Source organism: Fulvivirga imtechensis AK7, assembly GCF_000331535.1.
Lineage (GTDB): Bacteria > Bacteroidota > Bacteroidia > Cytophagales > Cyclobacteriaceae > Fulvivirga > Fulvivirga imtechensis.
Genome location: NZ_AMZN01000072.1, coordinates 72424 through 88912 on the forward strand (window position 1 = coordinate 72424; position 16489 = coordinate 88912).

The window sequence follows — 16489 nt, forward strand, 5'->3', positions numbered from 1 at the left end:
AAAGATCGGCAAGGCGGCAGGGCAATGATATAACAGGGGTAACATTTGCTATTTGAAATGTAACGCCACTGCTATTTCTGTGAGCGATCAGCCTGCAACAGACACTTTCTTTTCTGCATATTCTTTGGGAGTGACGCCATATACTTCTTTAAAGCATTTTGTAAAATATGAGGGACTACTAAAGCCTGTTTCATAGGCAATTTGTGAAACCTGGTCATAATCTTTTTGAAGCAAGAGGGCTGCCTTTTTAAGACGGACCAGTCTGATAAACTCTGTAGCTGACTGTCCCGTGATGGCTTTTATTTTACGGTGAAGTTGCATCCGGCTATAACCCATTTCTTTATTAAAAGCCTCCACATTAAAATCAGTGTTGGAAATATTTACATGAATAACCTCCATTGCCTTTTTAATAAACTTATCATTGGCATTAAGCTTCGGAGCAGGAAAGAAGAGTTGCCCTTTTACATATTCACGCATACGATCTCTTTGTATGAGTGTATTGCGGACCTTGACCTTTAGTTCCTTCACGTCAAAAGGTTTTGCCAGGTAATCGTCAGCGCCCGTTTCCAGTCCCCGGAGCTTGCTTTCATGATCAGCCCTGGCTGTAAGCATTATGACGGGTATGTGGCTCGTCTTTTCATGGTGTTTAATTTTTTCGCACATCCCTAATCCATCCAGTTTTGGCATCATCAGGTCACTTATGATCAAATCGGGAATATGCTCCATGGCCAGCTCATACCCACGCTGTCCGTCACTAGCCTGAATAATTGTATAGTGATCTTCAAGGCTTTCAGAAAGAAATTTCAGGAGATCCGTATTATCTTCAGCAAGTAAAATAACACTGTTTTTGTCATCAGTGACCCGATCTTCATAGCTTGAAGGCTGTTGAGCAGTAGGCACCGTTACCCATCGATCCTCTTCCAAAGGTGTTCCGTCATCGTCAGAAATAGCCATGCGATCGTAGCCTTGCAATGGAATAGCAACTAAAAACGAACAGCCCTGCTCTGGCTGGCTGGCAACAGTAATTGAGCCTCGATGAAGCTCCGCCAGCTCTTTTGTTAGCGCCAGGCCAATACCTGATCCTTCAAACTCACGACTATCAGCCGAGTCTACCTGGTAAAATCTGTCAAAGATACGGTCCAGTTTCTCTGCGGATATTCCTATGCCATCATCAGAAACGCTGATGATAAGTTTTTTGGCATTTATAGAACACTCAAATCTAACTGTTCCTCCTGTGGAAGTAAATTTAAAAGCATTGGAGAGTAGGTTGTATACAATTTTTTCAATTTTATCCGGATCCAGATATCCCTTTTCTTCTGATTGGGGAATGTCTACCAGGTATTGAATGGACCTGCTCTCAGCCAGAGAGGTAAAAGAAGCTGTAATCTTTTTAAGGAAATCTGCTACCGGCATAGGTCTTACAGCCAGTCTTACATTGCCTGCTTCAAGTTTAGACAAGTCGAGCAGTTGATTGATCAGTTGAAGCAATCGCCGGGCATTTCTATGCATTATTTCAAAATCCTTTTGATCCGCATCTGATCCCTGCATTTTCTTGTCTAACAAAGCCAGGATCAGCGCAAGGGGAGTTCTGAATTCGTGTGAAATATTAGCAAAAAAACCAGACTGCAGCTTATTGAGCTCCTGTAGTTTTTTATTCGATCTTTGTTTGGTCTTATACCTGTTATAAGCCAACAGCCCCAAAGCAAATGCTACCACAGAAAGCGCCATGAGATAGTTTCGTTCATTTTCCCTCTTGGCAATCTGCAATGAACTCAAGTCATTTTGTGCGCTTAGCAGTGCTATTTCCTTTTGTTTCTTTTCATTTTGATATTTCGCCTCCACCTCCTCTGCGATCCTTAGTTTTTCCACTCCCTGCAAGCTGTCTTTAATCGAAATATAGCGATCAAAGCTTAGCAACGCCTGCTCATATTCCCCTAATGCTACAAACGCTGACTTCAATTGCTCCTCGGCATTCATCAGAACAAGCGGGTTGTTCACAAGTTGGGCTATCTCCCTGGCCTGCAAAAAGTGTTCTTTCGCCTGCCGGTGATCTCCCTGAATAGCATAGCTCTGCCCTATGGCGTTATGAACTCGTCCCAGACCAGTGGAGTCTCCAATAGATTCAATTAATTGAAGTGATCTGAAATAAGACAGCCTTGCCGAATCATATTCCTGCTTTTCCCAGTAAATATTTCCAATATTTTGGTACAGTCCGGACATTTCAAATTTATGGCCCGTGGCTTCATAATTAGATAATGCCTGACGGTAAACACTCATGGCTTCCTGTAGGCTGCCGGTATTTTTATACGAAACGCCCAATTGGTTTAGCACAAAATTGATACCTCCTTGATGACCTTTGCCTGTAAATATTTTATTTGCCTGCTTAAAATAACTTATTGCTTCATGATAATTTCCAAGTCGATTTTGGATCATTCCCATATTTGCAATGGTAATGGCTGCGGACAGTTCGTCTCCCAATACCTCATAGGCATTTGACGACTTTGTATAGTATTCAATGGCCATGGCATAGTCCCCCATCTCATTAGAAAGATTACCTATATTGTTGTAGGAGCTGGCAATGCCATCCGGAATATCATTTTCCTTACAAAACTTAATGTTTTCAAAATGCAAATCCCGGGCTTTATCATAGTTACCCTTTCTCTGCCAGGCATTTCCCAGGCCGATCAATGCTTCTGATATATCATCGTTCAATTTCAGCTTTCGCGCCAAGGTTAGTCCTCGATTGTAAAAATTAAGACAACTATCGAATTCTCCCACCCCAAAATAATGTCCTGCCTGCTCCAGGAGTATTCTGGTACGTGCGCTACCATCATCTGTTCGCTCAAAAACAGCCTGTAAGCTATCAACATACCGCTGATCCTGGGCATAGGCAGGATTTATAATAATTACATACAAAGAAGATAGAAAGGCCAGCAAATAAAGTGAGGGTTTTGAAACAGCCATTGGGAATAGGTCTTAATTTGAAGCTGGACCTTCACTAACTGCTCAGGCCCAGGCCATTTAAAATACCAATATAGTAAAATTAGAAGCACCTGAACAGGGGAAAATCCCGCATTTGTCAATCCTATTTCAAATGTTACAAACGTGTTAGCTTTTGATACATTCGTTTCATCCGGTCCGCATCTATTCCGCAACCTTTGTGTATGTCTAAACCAAAAAACTATAACATTATGAAAAACAAAAAAATGAAACTGGATGAGCTTAAAGTGAATAGCTTTGTGACCGGAGACCTTGATAAAAAAGCAGAAACGTTAAAGGGCGGGGTATTGATCCAATATACTGTTTTGTGTAATGATGGCAATACCAGAAAATGTACAGCGCCATCCAATTGCGCATGCCCATCGGCTGACTTTCCTTGTGATACCGGTACTATATTTGATTTTACTATTGATTGGGGGCAGTAAGTAAGTAGTGTCTCTAAGAAAACACCAATACCTGCATTACGCTAGTCCCAAAAATGCTCTCGTACCTCAGTACGCTCCGCTTTTTGGGACTTCTCAAGCCTTGACCTTGTCGTTTTCTTAAAGACACTTGGAGTTTTCTTAAAGACACTAAGTAAGTAAGTAAGTGTTAGAGGCTGCCATGGGCTTTGGCAGCCTCTTTATTAAATGATAAGCTACCTCTCCCAAAAATAAGGTGGCTCAATACCCAAAGCGCGCAAGTAAACATATCCCTGCCCTCTGTGGTGGATCTCATTATCAATCAAGTAAAAGATCGTAGAGATCATTGTACCTTCATATTGGCCAAAAGCTGCCTCAACCTCGTGAAACCTCTGTACTGGTATTTGAGGCCAAACTTCATCAATTTCCCTTGTAGTAATGTCCCAGAGTTCCAGTATCTCTGTTTTTGTCTTAGGTTCTGACTTCTCATAATCGCTATCAACTTCTCCAAATTGCTTCCATTTACCGGTAAGCACACCCCTAATACCCGGACCTGCCATCTTGATCATTTCCATAGCCAGCTCAGAAAAAGGACGCATCCCACCGACAGAGAATGAAAACAATTCTTTCTCAGGAAACGCCTCTATCACCCTGCGGGTAAGTTTACGATGCCCCTGCCAGTGCTCTAGTAGTTCTGATTGTGTGATCACTGACTCCATAGTAAGTTCTTTGTTTTGCAATGTATTTTCCATGTGATTTATCTTTTTAAGTTATCGATACACAAAGAAAAACACGGTTGGTGACAGCCTTATGTCAGTAGGTTTTGAGGATTCAAAAAAAATTTTGATCCTCAAATAACGAGGGTGTATAAAGGAAAATAGGTTGTGAAAATAGTTGAGGTAATTTAGCGATCTCTACACCAAGTGATCAGTACCCTCGCCTACCAGATGTTATTGGAAGCGGTAAGTACGATCGGTCGGTCATCAGTCACCACAATAGTGTGTTCGTGTTGTGCCACATACCCACCACGGTTGCCTATCAGTGTCCATCCATCATTTTTGGTATCGGCAAATGTAGACCTGGTTGATATAAAAGTCTCGATAGCTACTACAGAATTCTTTCTGAATCTCGACTTATTGAATTTATCATAATAATTGGTAATTTCAGCGGGGTCCTCATGCAGGCTTCGGCCTATTCCATGTCCTGTAAGGTTTCTGATGACCTTGTATCCCGCCTTCTTAGCGCCTGTCTCAATAAGGCGTCCAATCTCAGAAATTAGAACTCCTCCCCTAATATTATCAATAGCCCGATGCAGGATCTGTTTGGAAGCATCCACCAGTGGTTGATGGTTGCTAATATCCTCTCCCAGCACAAAAGAACCTCCGTTGTCGGCCCAAAAACCATTGAATTCGGCAGAAACATCAATATTCACCAGATCGCCTTCCTGCAATATTTTATTGTTGGAAGGTATACCATGTGCTATCTCGTTATTTACACTGATGCAGGTCCATCCGGGAAAATTGTATGTTAGCCTGGGGGCTGATCGAGCTCCAAAGGCTTTTAAAATCTTTCCTCCAAAATCATCCAATTGTTTGGTGGTCATTCCTGGTCTGGCAAATTCACGCATCCGTCTCAAAGTTTCCCCGACTACCTCTCCGGACTTTTTCATTCCTATTAATTCAAGCTCACTGGTTATAGACATTGAATTGTACTCCTTATATTAAAAAGTTAACTTCATTTTTATGGCAGAAACACTAAAAGTGTTAATATCACTATAACTACTCCAATTTGATTTTCTGCTTCTTACCTTTGGCAAACTCAGCATTCAAATCAAGAGCCACAGTATTGGTATTTGCCTGCTTATACACCAATGCAAACTTCATATCTGTAATATTAATAAAGGTGGTATATAATGTACCACCCTCCTTTCCATTTTCATTTTTCTGACGAGGCTGTATAGCTTTTGAGATAGCATTACTGATGTCTTGAATATTAATACTTTTTCCCTCATCAGACAACTGCCTGACACTACTTTCTATGGCGTTGTACCTGGGGCACTGGTGCTCCTCCGAACTGTCGGATAATAAAAAATTCGTCATTATTAACCGGTTATCTTCTATCGGTACTATTTTTTTTATACCATTTACCCATTCCACAACAGCAGCATTGCCGGTACTATCTCCAAACATCATATGAGCATTGGTCAGTGCTACTTTCTTTTTTTCCAAAAAAGCGATCGCTTCGTCTACAGTTTTGCATTTGGCAAGCAGCTCATCCCCAAGGTTGCCTTTCGGTTTACCATAGCCCTCAGGAACCTCCTGTTCAGGAGTAACAGCTCCATCGAAAAACAACCCGGCCTGGTTTACTCCACCCTGAGCAAAATTATCCCAGCCGTACCACAACCGGGCCAGCTCTTTTTTAGAATGAGGTATAATCATAATGTAAGGCTTTACATCATACCAATAATCCTCATTGTTGGCCACATATATTTTACCACTTTCCTCATCCACATAGTACAGCACCGAGCATGGATAAACCTGACCGGTGATAAATATACTGGCAACAAAAAATGTCAATAGTTTTTTTAGATTCAATTTCAGCATTTCATTTACCTATTACATTACAACGCATCTATCCACCATTAGTTTTTTCAACAAACATTTTCCAGTTGCGGAGATCAAATAGCAAGCCTTTAAGCGCATTTACCTTCTTCTGCACGCTTCCTTATACAATGAAGTATTTCCCGGCGTACCCACGAGCTGAAAGGCTGGATCAACATCCAGTAGATCCTGAATTTCCTTCTTGTTTCTTCCTTCATACATAATACTCTGGTTTCGGTGGAGAGCAGGGTCACTTTTTCATTTACAGGAGTCAGTTCAAAACTCCATGTAGCTTTGGCATAGTCCACATTATTAAAACCTGTAAATTCTTCGGCCTTAAATACTCGCAAGTCACCTGCAGGAGTCCAGAACTGCCCTATCAGTCCCAATATAATTTCTTTATTGGGTACAGCTTCTAATTTCACGAACCGTATTTTCTCTAATCCTTTTAAAGATAAACTTTCAGGCACCGGGATACCACGCAGCTTAAAAAGCCAGTATATAATCTTTGATTCGCTAAAATCCAAAGTTTCCACCAAAGGGTAAATAACCTCTACCGGAGCCTGTACTACCACAGTCTCGGTTTTAGAAACATTCGCTTCAGGGAGGTATTTTTCTTTCAACATTATACCCATTAAACTTTTGATGATGAACCCGGGGTAGAATTAATCGTTCATAATATTGTGCCAAAAAAGAAAAGCGTAATTATTAAAAAAGAAGGCTTCTCAAAAGCATTCCTCTGATATCATTCTGCCCGATAGCTAATAAACTATCGGGGTCAGAATCTCTTTTTTTGCTTCTGCATACCTACAGGGAGATTTTAATGACGGGTAGCTTTTGAGACAACCCCATTGTTCCGTGGTAATCCTACAGATTGGGCTGAGGAGTGGTTCTCAGATAAGGCTTTATCTTTTTGTACCCTTTAGGAAATTTAGCAGGTATCTCCTCATCGGTAATAGCCGGTGCTATCACTACATCCTCCCCATGCTGCCAGTTGGCCGGGGTGGCTACGCTGTAATTAGCGGTCAGTTGTAGCGAATCTATCACCCGTAGTATTTCGTGGAAATTCCGGCCTGTTGATGCGGGATAAGTAATTATTAGCTTTATCTTTTTATCGGGGTCAATGATAAATAATGACCTCACTGTAAGGCTGTTGTCAGCATTCGGGTGGATCATGTCATACATAGTAGACACTTCCCGCTTAGGATCTGCAATAATGGGGAAGTTTACATGAGTGCCCTGGGTTTCATTGATGTCCTTTATCCATCCTTGATGTGACTCTACATCATCAACGCTCAATGCCAATACTTTAACATTGCGCTTGTCAAACTCATCTTTAAGCTTAGCTGTCATGCCTAGCTCAGTGGTGCATACCGGTGTATAGTCTGCCGGGTGTGAGAATAATACTCCCCAGCTAGTGCCTAACCATTCGTGAAATGTGATTTTTCCTTCAGATGTTTCTGCGGTGAAATCAGGTGCTGTATCTCCTAATCGAAGTCCCATAGTAGTAGTTGATTTTTAGTTTGAATTACCAATAGATATACGAATTAGGAGTTCAATTGTTGACGAATTTACCGAATATGTTGAAGTGCGGATTTTATAATACTAAAAAGAGCCTTTCACCTTAGCATCAATTGAAATCTCACATCAGTCAATCCAGCCCATGCCTCTGTCAATCTGTGAGAATAATCACATGTTGCTTCAACAGATTTGGAAGATTATTTACTAAACCTTAAAAAACAATGGGCATAAAAAAGATCATAGCACTGTTAGCAGTGGCCACATTTTTTTACGCATGTAATGACCCTCTGGACCTTGACGAAGTGAAAAGGTCTACAACGGATGAGATCATCACCAATTCTACAGTCATATTCGACCCATCCGGCTTTGTTCCTGACCCCGGAAAAACCGGCCCTTATAAAGTGTGCACGCAAGAGTATAGTTTATACCGGCCCAGCGACCCTGGCGATGATGGTGGAAAAGGCATCATCTACTATCCATCAGAAACTGAAAGTAGCTGTGCTGTAAAAAGCGGAGGCCTTCCCCTGGTGGTATTTGTTCACGCTACCGGCCCTGGCTATAACTACACCAAATACAAAAATTTACTTAGCCACCTGGCCAGTTGGGGGTTTGCTGTAATGGCTTACAACAGAAACAACGTTGCCGGCCAGACAGGAGTTGAGCGGTTCACAAAACATTTGCTATACACCTATACTCAATCGGTGGTGAAAAATCACCTGACTGCAGACATTGCCCTGGTAGGCCATAGTTCTGGCGGAGGAACAGTCAGGGCGGTATTGCCAACAGCAGAGATCCAACAACTCAACCTTAAATCAGTAGTACTGTTATCTCCCGCATTCAATGATTATGTAGAGGGACTTGATATTTCAGAACATACCAATCATTTGCTGACAATTAATGTTTCTGATGATCAGGACCCATCCGCTAACGGAGGCAATAAAGTAGTGAATAAACCCATGAAAACAGGGGTATTGGATTATGATCTGTTCTCGATTAAGAATTCAACTTTTTCCAAAGATGCATTGTTTGTCAGTAAATACGGACATTATTACCAGGATTACAAGTTTTGTCTGGCCTATGTAAATGCTTTCTTACTCCAACATTTGAAAGGACAGTGGCAGTATAATAAATATTTTAAAAACCAGGAGAAGCCCGCTGACTGGAACTACCTCGGTTTTGAGGGCGCAGAGATCATTCAACTACACCGGGAAGGTAGTTCATTAATCATCAATGATTTCGAAAATGGCGCCCCGAACATATCCAGTGCAAATATTAAGCGGTACGTGCGCACCAGCTATCTATTCGATCAACATAGCCCTCATAATACTGGCTTTCTTGAAGTGGAATGGAATACTGCCGCACTGGGAGTAAATCCTTACCTGCAACTTTCTATACACCCTGATTACCAGTGGACGGCCAATTATAAGTACCTCGCCTTTGACGTTAGTCAGATGTACGAGGATCCTGTCAATAATGGTATTAACTTTTATGTGGGCATAAGAAATACCGATAATAAAGCCTACTATCAGCAGATTGAGCATCATAAAGAGCCACTCAACTATCCGTTTCAATTTTTGGCTACTACAAAAACTCACATGCGAACATACCTGATACCGTTGACTGCGTTTCAGATCGACACCGATAAGTTGGAAGCTGTGATTTTTCGTTTTTTAGATCCTGATCATAAAAGCGGCCATGTGGTGATCGATAACATCAGGTTTATGAAGTAAACAACCATTCTTAAACCTCAGACAATATTCCTGCCCCGGTTTTTCGGGGCAGACTTCGTATTTAATGAGCCGGGTTTACTATAAAGCGATCTCTGATCCTGGAGAACTTCCCGGGTGTAATACCTACATAGGTTTTAAACTCGCGAATAAAATGCGACTGGTCAAAGAAGTTCAGGTCATAAGATAACTGAGTCAGGTTAGCACTTCCTGAGGAGTCCATATACTTTTGGATAGCATTCATTCGTGACAGCCGCATGTAATCACTTATGGTAATGCCATACCTGTTTTTGAATTCTCTCTGTAGTTGCCTGTCGCTGATAGGTATCTGATACTTTAGTAGTTGATAGTCGGGTTCACCCGCCACCTTTCTTATCAGACTCATCGCCTGATGGGTGTAGTCATGGGCCAGAAAATGGCGGCCTAACTGGTCTGTCAAGAATTCGTTGGCAAACTGAAGCTGTGCATTGACACTCTGCAACTCCCGAATGCGCGTGCAAAAGCGTTGCACACTCTTGCCCAATACATCCACACTATCTTCATATGTAGCAAAAAATACTGAGGGGGGTACACCAAAAACATTTTGGATCCCATCGGGATAGAACCGGATCCCAAACACCTGTACATTTTCAGAGAATTTCACTTCGTATGGTTTGGTAAATACACCAAGAAGGGTAAAATCCGGTGACTTACACCATACCCGCTTGTTTAAGGAACAGTGAAAATCAGACAGGTGAATGATCAGCTCAACACAACCGTTCGGAACCACCGACTGTGAAAAAGATGCTTCCCTGTTGATATTAAAGTCACCGGTCCAATAGGACTGGATAAAGAGGCGCAACTTTTCCGCTGGTGGATACTCTGAAAATAATGTATTCAAATAACTTAGTTTTCTATATATTCAACGGTTCCCGATACAAAATGAAGAGGAGATGCTTTAACATACGCAAAACCAACGCTCATGTTACTTTTTAGAAAGGGACAGAGAAGCTGGTGACTTCTGCTGCCCTCTCAAGGTTCTTAAATTTAAAACCACAGGAGAACTGGCAGGTCCTACAGTTGTGAAGTATCCACAACATTGGAATGTGTAGGGAGCCACTCTTTGTCAAAGGTTGCTAAAATGTTATTGGCGCCACCGAATACTCCTAATACCTTTGCTGTGGTATTTCCGATGTTCTTCAGGTCGTGTGGCACCATTTTGGGCACAAGCGCTATACCTCCTTTGACCACTTTTGAAATGCTTTTACCGATTGTGGCTTCAAATTCTCCCTCAAGGATAACCAGAAGCTCCTCAGCCGAATCCGTATGCATCCCCAGATTATCGCCCGGTTCTATTTCGAAATAAACCGTTGCCAGCTCTATGGAGCCGTGTGCTCCAATAAGTGGGAAGGTGGCTTTGCAGTGCTGCTTCTGATCATTTTTCCCTATGAACTCCGTAAGTTCTATTTGATTTAAATTTACTGTTGTCATGTTTCCTGGTTTTAACGGTGATAACCTTTGATTTTTACTTCTCCTGTTTCAAAATTAACCGTACCTAAGCCCCACACATGCTTATGGTTGAGCCACCTGTAGCGGTCATCATTAGCATGGAAGTCCATGTTTAACCTCAGGTGGCCATTGTCGTTAATACCACTTTCGGTGACGCTTATCACGGCACCGTCATTGGTGGTAATAGCTGCGTAAAGTTGAAGGAAAAGGCGGCCATCCGCCCTTACGGTGAGGTAATCCACCCCTTTGATCGTTCCCGCTACCAGATCTCCGCTTACATCTCCTTCAAAGTGAATATCAAACCGAAGTCCTTCAGCGGGAATTGGTTCTTTACCTGAGGCAAAGCGCTCCCAGCTAAACCCATACTCTTTTACATTTGTCAACCGTACCTCCTCTTCAAAAAGAAGGGCGCTTTCATTCATGATTTCTTGTGTCATTGTGTTTTATTTTTAGTTAAATGATGAGACAAATCTCGGGGTATGACCATCCTAAAAATTGTAACAGAACGACATTGTGGGCAGGCAGGAGGTAAAGAAAGTAGGCAGTGGGCAAGTGGAAGTTGCAGTAAAGGACTGACTTCAATAAAAAAATTATCATGCCGACCTTGAAGGCATCATACTCAGAGATTTTAGCTGTCTAAGCAAGTTCCTTCATTCATACCCATGACAAGTTTTACACATAGTGATAGTCAGGCGATTATTCAATTCCCACTACCGTCATCCGGGACGTAACGCAGTGAAGATCCGGGATCTCCTCGCTACTGGCAGTGACTGAATTTCAGCCTCTGCCACCGGGTCAAGGGGATCCTGAATATTTTCTCCGTTGCTCTACGAAAATTCCAGGATGACGTGGGGGTTTGTGATTTCTGTTGCTCCTCTGTGGTTAATGATGGAATGTCATTATCCATAAAATCAACTGAAAGTTGTTGTTTTCCTCGGGACGACCTTAACCAGTGTTTGTAAGAAAACTCTATGTGGCTTTAAGAAATGAAGTACCAAAAAGCGGAGCGTTACTGAGGTAAATGAGCATTTTGCAACAAGCATAACGCAGACATTGGCGTTTTCTTAGAGACACTAACTAAGTAAGTAGCATGGCCCCTCCCGGCAGGAAAGTACTAACTTCTTTTGGTCGTGTAAATAAAAAGATTTTGAATCAACTATTGCGCAACTGATCAGTTGCCTTTATATTTGCTACCAATTAGTTGCATATTATTACCATTATGAGAAGAGATGTATTTCAGGCTATCGCAGATCCTACCAGACGTGCGATCCTATGCCTGATTGCCGTACAGGCCATGACTCCCAATGCCGTTGCTGAGCATTTTGATAGTAGCCGCCAGGCGGTTTCTAAACATATACGCATTCTTACCGAGTGTGAATTGCTTGAGCAGGAGCAGCAGGGCCGGGAAATTTATTATCATATCAATGCTGATAAGATGCAAGAGGTTGAACAATGGGTCCGTCAATTCAAAGGTCTCCTGGAGAAGCGCTTTAACCAACTTGATGATGTATTACATAAACTAAAAATGCAGAAAAAATGAATAAGACACTTCTAATGAACTTTGTTGTCGACAAAGAGAACAATACCATAAAAGTAGAAAGGGAATTTGACGCACCACTTGATATGGTGTGGGCGGCATGGACGGAAAGTGACCTGCTGGACCAGTGGTGGGCGCCTAAACCGTGGCAAACAAGAACAAAAACCATGGATTTTAGAGAGGGCGGCCACTGGCTGTATGCTATGGTAGGACCCGAAGGAGAGGAACATTGGTGTAAAGCGGATTACAAAAGCATAAAACCATTGAACAGTTTCTCGGCTCTTGATGCCTTCTGTGATGAAAATGGCAATGTTGATAATAGCCATCCCAGGTCTCTGTGGAAAAATAGATTCACCAAAACAGATGATACAACGACTGTTAACATTACCATCAGTTACGACAAGCTCTCTGATCTGGAAAAGATCATTGAGATGGGCTTTAAAGAAGGATTCACAGCAGGGCTGGAGAACCTTGATCATTATTTGAGTACACAATTCAGGCTTCGCAAGGAAAATAAAATCAACAATAAGCCAAGGGTGACCTCCTACCTCAACTTCCCTGGCAAGACGGAAGAGGCATTCCTATTCTATAAAGAGGTATTTAACGGAGAATTCACGGGCGTTGGCCTACGAAGGTTTGGCGATATTGAAATGCCAGCAGACATGCCCCCAATGAGCAATGAAGATAAAAAACTTATCATTCATGCTGAACTAACCATCATGGGTGGGCATGTGCTAATGGCTACCGACTCTCCTGAAAGCATGGGCTTTAAAATGATACACGGCAACAATATGCACATCAATGTGGAACCCGAATCCAGAGAGGAAACCGAGCGGCTCTTTAAAGCACTCTCAGAGGGTGGTAAAATTGAAATGCCTTTGGCAGATATGTTCTGGGGAGCTTATTTCGCTGCTTTTAGGGACAAGTATGGTATTAACTGGATGCTACACTATCAAAAGGCTGAGAGCTGAGAGCGAAGGGCGGAGAGCGGGGAGCAGAGGGCGAAGGGCGAGGAGCAAAAAGCTAAGTTTGGAGGCACACAATGCAACAATAACGGAATTCAACCATTTTGTGATCTCCCGTTTTGCAGTAATACCATTAAAAACTTAGCTCCACTACCTTTGGAACAGTACCAACTAAAAAATGGAATATGAAAAAGAAAAAAATGGATTTGGAAAATCTTCGCTTGGAGAGCTTTGTAACTTCATTTGACACTGGAAACGAAGAGACTGTAAAAGGTGGTGGACGCGGATCTTTTATTATATGTGAAAGTGTAAATATCTGCTCTGCTGGTTGCTCAAACATTTCATACTGTCTTTGTCCAATGGAGCCTTAATTTGTTGGAGGATTTAAAACCTTAAAGGCTGTTGAATACTTATTCAGCGGCCTTTTTTGTTTCATGACAAGTTCAGGCCGACAGCCAGAGCTCACAAAACTTACTCCGGTTTGCTTCTTAAAAGCTTTGCTGAACATAAAACATGTGCAAACCCCGTGTCTTGCTGCTATTTCGGAAACGCAACTTATTTTCGACAGCAGCACAGGCATCAGCCCCAAAAACAACCATGACTATCTTCCGCTACGATTTCGGTAAATTGGGAGACACTTGAACGTCCGCTCCTTATCGGCTGACCCCTGATAAATAAGGGATTCCCCTTTTGATAAAATGTATGTTTTTACAAGACCCGGGTACATCACAGAGGACTGACGACTCCCATAGCTTTATCACGCCTCCCAAATATAAAAGTTCCCCCTTTTATAAAATTATTTAAAATCATTCTAAATAATGCTTGCGGAAACCGGGTTCCAATTCTATGTTTGCCAACTATTTATAATTAGTCTAAATAAATACAATTACTAACCAATGAAAAAATATCTACTGTTACTGCTGACGTTTATTTTCTGCCACTATGCATACACCCAAACAGGTAATATAATTGGCTCAGTCAAAACTTCAGACGGCAAGCCCGCAGCTTATGTGAATATAGGGCTGAAGGGAACCACCAAAGGCGCTTCTACAAACAATGAAGGGTATTATGAGATCAAAAATGTAAAGGAAGGCACGTATACCTTAATCGCTTCATTCGTAGGACTTAAAACCCAGGAACTACAAATAACTGTTACAGCCGGGCAAACCACCTCTGTATCACAAGTGGTATTGGAAGAAAATTATGAGAGGCTGCGGGAAGTAATCGTATATGGTGCTCAGAGCAATAGTTATACAACAGATATACCTTCAAAAACCCTGCGTATTAACACTCCACTTGTTGAAATACCTCAAAACATCCAGGTGATACCTCAGGAGGTAATTGAAGACCAGCAGTCGATAGATATGCTGGAGACCGTATCCCGAAATGTGAGTGGGGTACAGATGATAGAGCACTGGGGTAATTTCGCCAGGATCAATATGCGCGGCTTTAAGATACCAGCCTTTCGTAATGGCATGAATGTAGAAATGCCGTGGGGACCACTTACCGAAGATATGGCTATTGTTGAACGCATTGAATTTGTAAAGGGCCCTGCCGGATTTATGTTATCATCAGGTGAGCCGGGTGGACTTTACAACGTGGTCACCAAAAAACCTTCCAGATATCAGCAAAAGGAGGTGACTTTAATGATGGGCAGCTTTAACACCCTGCGCAGCACTGTTGACGTTGGTGGAGCTTTTGAGGAAGATGGTAAACTGCTGTACCGTTTGAACCTGATGGGTTCTACAAAAGGGAGTCACAGAGGTTATGAATTTAATCATCGATACACCGTTGCTCCTTCCCTTCGCTATGAAGTGAGCGATAAGACGTCAGTGAGTGCGGAATACATCTATCAATATTCAAAAATGTCGGTGGTGGGCGCGGCTTATGTATTTTCTCCTACTGGTTTCGGAGACCTGCCCAGAGATTTTACTTTAGCTGAACCAAACATAGATCCTACAGACATCAATGAGCATAATATATTTGTTACTTTAAATCATCAGCTCAGCAGCCAGTGGGCTGTAACTGCGCAGTTGGGATACCTCAACTACAATCAGGTTGGCAGCTCTCTGTGGCCGGAAAGTGTGGAACCAAACGGTGATATCATCCGCGGCATTGGCGTATGGGATGCATTAAATGAATCAAAGCTGGGACAGGTATTTGTAAACGGAGAGGTTAAAACCGGTTCGATAGCTCACGAAATCCTTGCCGGCGTTGATATTGGCCATAAAGATTACTTCGCAGACTGGTTCCAGGGGGGACCTCTCGCCGGCAGCGTACCTTTCAATGTTTATAACCCGCAGCACGGTGTACCCTCCGATTCGATTCCTGTTTTTGACAGATCGCGAAGTATCAGAAAAAGGGCCTATGGCAGCTATCCTGCTATATCAGGTCAAAGATATTCATCGCTTTATGCACAGGATGAACTCTCTCTTTTTGATAATAAAGTGCGTTTGAGCCTTGCTTTAAGATATACCGCCTACAGTGGATGGACCTATGGGCAATCAACCGATGATGACGTATTGACACCAAGGGTTGGTTTAAGTATCTCCGTTGCAAAAAACACTTCTGTATATGGTTTATATGACCAATCTTTCATTCCTCAAGCCGGTGCCAGCTTCGATGGCGAAGCATTTGAACCTGTAAAAGCCAAAAATTTAGAAGCAGGAATAAAGAGGAGCTGGTTTGATGGCAGATGGAACTCCACTTTGGCAGTATATCAGATCACTAAGGACAATGTGCTGACGGGAGATCCAGAAAATCCGAACTTTTCGATACAACTGGGCCAGGTTCAGTCAAAAGGCTTTGAATTTGATGTTCAGGGTGAAGTTGTAAAAGGCCTTCAGGTAGTACTTAACTACGCCAATACCAATGTGGAAGTAACTGAAGATACCAATGAAGCGCTGATTGGCACGCGTGTAGCCGGCCACTCCCGACATATAACTAACGGTTGGCTGCACTACAGGCTTCCCGACAATATTTTTAATGGTTTGGGTGTTTCCCTTGGCTATCAATACCAGGTAGACAGGTCATCATGGAACTGGGGGGCAGACAACGAATCGGTACTACCTGACTATTTTCGACTGGACGGAGCTGTTTCGTGGCAAAACGATGATTTTAATATAGCGATAAACGTCAACAATCTACTTAACGAATACCTGTACTCAGGCAGCGCTTATGCTACCTACTACTACTGGCAAACAGAGCCCGGAACCAATTTTCGAGTGAACCTGGCTTATAAATTTTAGTC

The 16489-nt window shown here is 42.3% G+C and carries 15 protein-coding genes; 6 read left to right on the top strand and 9 right to left on the bottom strand.

Annotation, left to right across the window (positions count from 1 at the left end; all coding sequences use genetic code 11):
• Nucleotides 1-87: 87 nt before the first annotated feature.
• Nucleotides 88-2964, bottom strand: a complete 2877-nt coding sequence (locus tag C900_RS28755; protein WP_009582168.1) for a hybrid sensor histidine kinase/response regulator transcription factor — start codon at nucleotides 2962-2964, stop codon at nucleotides 88-90.
• Between the two features lie 227 nt (nucleotides 2965-3191).
• On the opposite strand from C900_RS28755, the gene C900_RS20750 reads away from it, so the two are divergent.
• On the top strand, nucleotides 3192-3425 hold the full coding sequence (locus C900_RS20750) for a pinensin family lanthipeptide (protein WP_009582169.1): 234 nt from the start codon (nucleotides 3192-3194) through the stop codon (nucleotides 3423-3425).
• A 212-nt stretch (nucleotides 3426-3637) separates the two neighbouring features.
• Here the strand turns inward: C900_RS20750 and C900_RS20755 are convergent, their stop codons facing one another.
• From C900_RS20755 to C900_RS20775, 5 genes are all read right to left on the bottom strand, one after another.
• The gene (locus C900_RS20755; protein WP_009582170.1) at nucleotides 3638-4153 is read right to left on the bottom strand and encodes a DinB family protein; all 516 of its coding nucleotides are present in this window, start codon (nucleotides 4151-4153) and stop codon (nucleotides 3638-3640) included.
• Between the two features lie 188 nt (nucleotides 4154-4341).
• Nucleotides 4342-5103: a type I methionyl aminopeptidase gene (gene map, locus C900_RS20760; RefSeq protein ID WP_009582171.1), complete on the bottom strand. Its 762-nt coding sequence runs from the start codon at nucleotides 5101-5103 to the stop codon at nucleotides 4342-4344.
• 76 nt (nucleotides 5104-5179) lie between these two features.
• Complete coding sequence (locus tag C900_RS20765) at nucleotides 5180-6004, bottom strand: carcinine hydrolase/isopenicillin-N N-acyltransferase family protein (protein WP_009582172.1); 825 nt, start codon at nucleotides 6002-6004, stop codon at nucleotides 5180-5182.
• An 89-nt stretch (nucleotides 6005-6093) separates the two neighbouring features.
• On the bottom strand, nucleotides 6094-6627 hold the full coding sequence (locus C900_RS28760) for a hypothetical protein (RefSeq protein WP_051052934.1): 534 nt from the start codon (nucleotides 6625-6627) through the stop codon (nucleotides 6094-6096).
• Nucleotides 6628-6868: 241 nt separating this feature from the next.
• Complete coding sequence (locus C900_RS20775; protein WP_009582174.1) at nucleotides 6869-7504, bottom strand: peroxiredoxin; 636 nt, start codon at nucleotides 7502-7504, stop codon at nucleotides 6869-6871.
• Between the two features lie 239 nt (nucleotides 7505-7743).
• Here C900_RS20775 and C900_RS20780 point away from each other — a divergent pair, with 239 nt between their 5' ends.
• Nucleotides 7744-9252, top strand: coding sequence for a serine aminopeptidase domain-containing protein (locus C900_RS20780; RefSeq protein WP_009582175.1), 1509 nt, complete (start codon nucleotides 7744-7746; stop codon nucleotides 9250-9252).
• Nucleotides 9253-9313: 61 nt separating this feature from the next.
• Here C900_RS20780 and C900_RS20785 read toward each other — a convergent pair whose 3' ends face one another.
• From C900_RS20785 to C900_RS20795, 3 genes are all read right to left on the bottom strand, one after another.
• Nucleotides 9314-10129: an AraC family transcriptional regulator gene (locus C900_RS20785; RefSeq protein ID WP_009582176.1), complete on the bottom strand. Its 816-nt coding sequence runs from the start codon at nucleotides 10127-10129 to the stop codon at nucleotides 9314-9316.
• Between the two features lie 173 nt (nucleotides 10130-10302).
• A complete protein-coding gene (locus C900_RS20790; RefSeq protein ID WP_009582177.1) occupies nucleotides 10303-10719 on the bottom strand; it encodes a cupin domain-containing protein in 417 nt (138 codons plus the stop codon).
• Nucleotides 10720-10730: 11 nt separating this feature from the next.
• Nucleotides 10731-11174, bottom strand: coding sequence for a DUF3237 family protein (locus C900_RS20795; protein WP_040497209.1), 444 nt, complete (start codon nucleotides 11172-11174; stop codon nucleotides 10731-10733).
• A 782-nt stretch (nucleotides 11175-11956) separates the two neighbouring features.
• On the opposite strand from C900_RS20795, the gene C900_RS20800 reads away from it, so the two are divergent.
• The 4 genes from C900_RS20800 to C900_RS20815 all read left to right on the top strand — a co-directional run bounded on the left by C900_RS20800 (nucleotide 11957) and on the right by C900_RS20815 (nucleotide 16487).
• The gene (locus C900_RS20800; protein WP_009582179.1) at nucleotides 11957-12277 is read left to right on the top strand and encodes an ArsR/SmtB family transcription factor; all 321 of its coding nucleotides are present in this window, start codon (nucleotides 11957-11959) and stop codon (nucleotides 12275-12277) included.
• A complete protein-coding gene (locus C900_RS20805; RefSeq protein ID WP_040497210.1) occupies nucleotides 12274-13245 on the top strand; it encodes an SRPBCC domain-containing protein in 972 nt (323 codons plus the stop codon). Before C900_RS20800 ends, C900_RS20805 begins: the two co-directional genes overlap by 4 nt.
• A gap of 179 nt (nucleotides 13246-13424) precedes the next feature.
• Nucleotides 13425-13610, top strand: coding sequence for a pinensin family lanthipeptide (locus C900_RS20810; RefSeq protein ID WP_040497211.1), 186 nt, complete (start codon nucleotides 13425-13427; stop codon nucleotides 13608-13610).
• A 525-nt stretch (nucleotides 13611-14135) separates the two neighbouring features.
• On the top strand, nucleotides 14136-16487 hold the full coding sequence (locus C900_RS20815) for a TonB-dependent receptor (RefSeq protein WP_009582182.1): 2352 nt from the start codon (nucleotides 14136-14138) through the stop codon (nucleotides 16485-16487).
• Nucleotides 16488-16489: the final 2 nt, after the last annotated feature.

Bases quoted from the DNA above. Each gene is read 5' to 3' on its own strand.
- C900_RS28755 (WP_009582168.1), bottom strand. From the start codon at position 2,964: ATGGCTGTTTCAAAACCCTCACTTTATTTGCTGGCCTTTCTATCTTCT.
- C900_RS20750 (WP_009582169.1), top strand. From the start codon at position 3,192: ATGAAAAACAAAAAAATGAAACTGGATGAGCTTAAAGTGAATAGCTTT.
- C900_RS20755 (WP_009582170.1), bottom strand. From the start codon at position 4,153: ATGGAAAATACATTGCAAAACAAAGAACTTACTATGGAGTCAGTGATC.
- map (WP_009582171.1), bottom strand. From the start codon at position 5,103: ATGTCTATAACCAGTGAGCTTGAATTAATAGGAATGAAAAAGTCCGGA.
- C900_RS20765 (WP_009582172.1), bottom strand. From the start codon at position 6,004: ATGCTGAAATTGAATCTAAAAAAACTATTGACATTTTTTGTTGCCAGT.
- C900_RS28760 (WP_051052934.1), bottom strand. From the start codon at position 6,627: ATGTTGAAAGAAAAATACCTCCCTGAAGCGAATGTTTCTAAAACCGAG.
- C900_RS20775 (WP_009582174.1), bottom strand. From the start codon at position 7,504: ATGGGACTTCGATTAGGAGATACAGCACCTGATTTCACCGCAGAAACA.
- C900_RS20780 (WP_009582175.1), top strand. From the start codon at position 7,744: ATGGGCATAAAAAAGATCATAGCACTGTTAGCAGTGGCCACATTTTTT.
- C900_RS20790 (WP_009582177.1), bottom strand. From the start codon at position 10,719: ATGACAACAGTAAATTTAAATCAAATAGAACTTACGGAGTTCATAGGG.
- C900_RS20795 (WP_040497209.1), bottom strand. From the start codon at position 11,174: ATGACACAAGAAATCATGAATGAAAGCGCCCTTCTTTTTGAAGAGGAG.
- C900_RS20800 (WP_009582179.1), top strand. From the start codon at position 11,957: ATGAGAAGAGATGTATTTCAGGCTATCGCAGATCCTACCAGACGTGCG.
- C900_RS20805 (WP_040497210.1), top strand. From the start codon at position 12,274: ATGAATAAGACACTTCTAATGAACTTTGTTGTCGACAAAGAGAACAAT.
- C900_RS20810 (WP_040497211.1), top strand. From the start codon at position 13,425: ATGAAAAAGAAAAAAATGGATTTGGAAAATCTTCGCTTGGAGAGCTTT.
- C900_RS20815 (WP_009582182.1), top strand. From the start codon at position 14,136: ATGAAAAAATATCTACTGTTACTGCTGACGTTTATTTTCTGCCACTAT.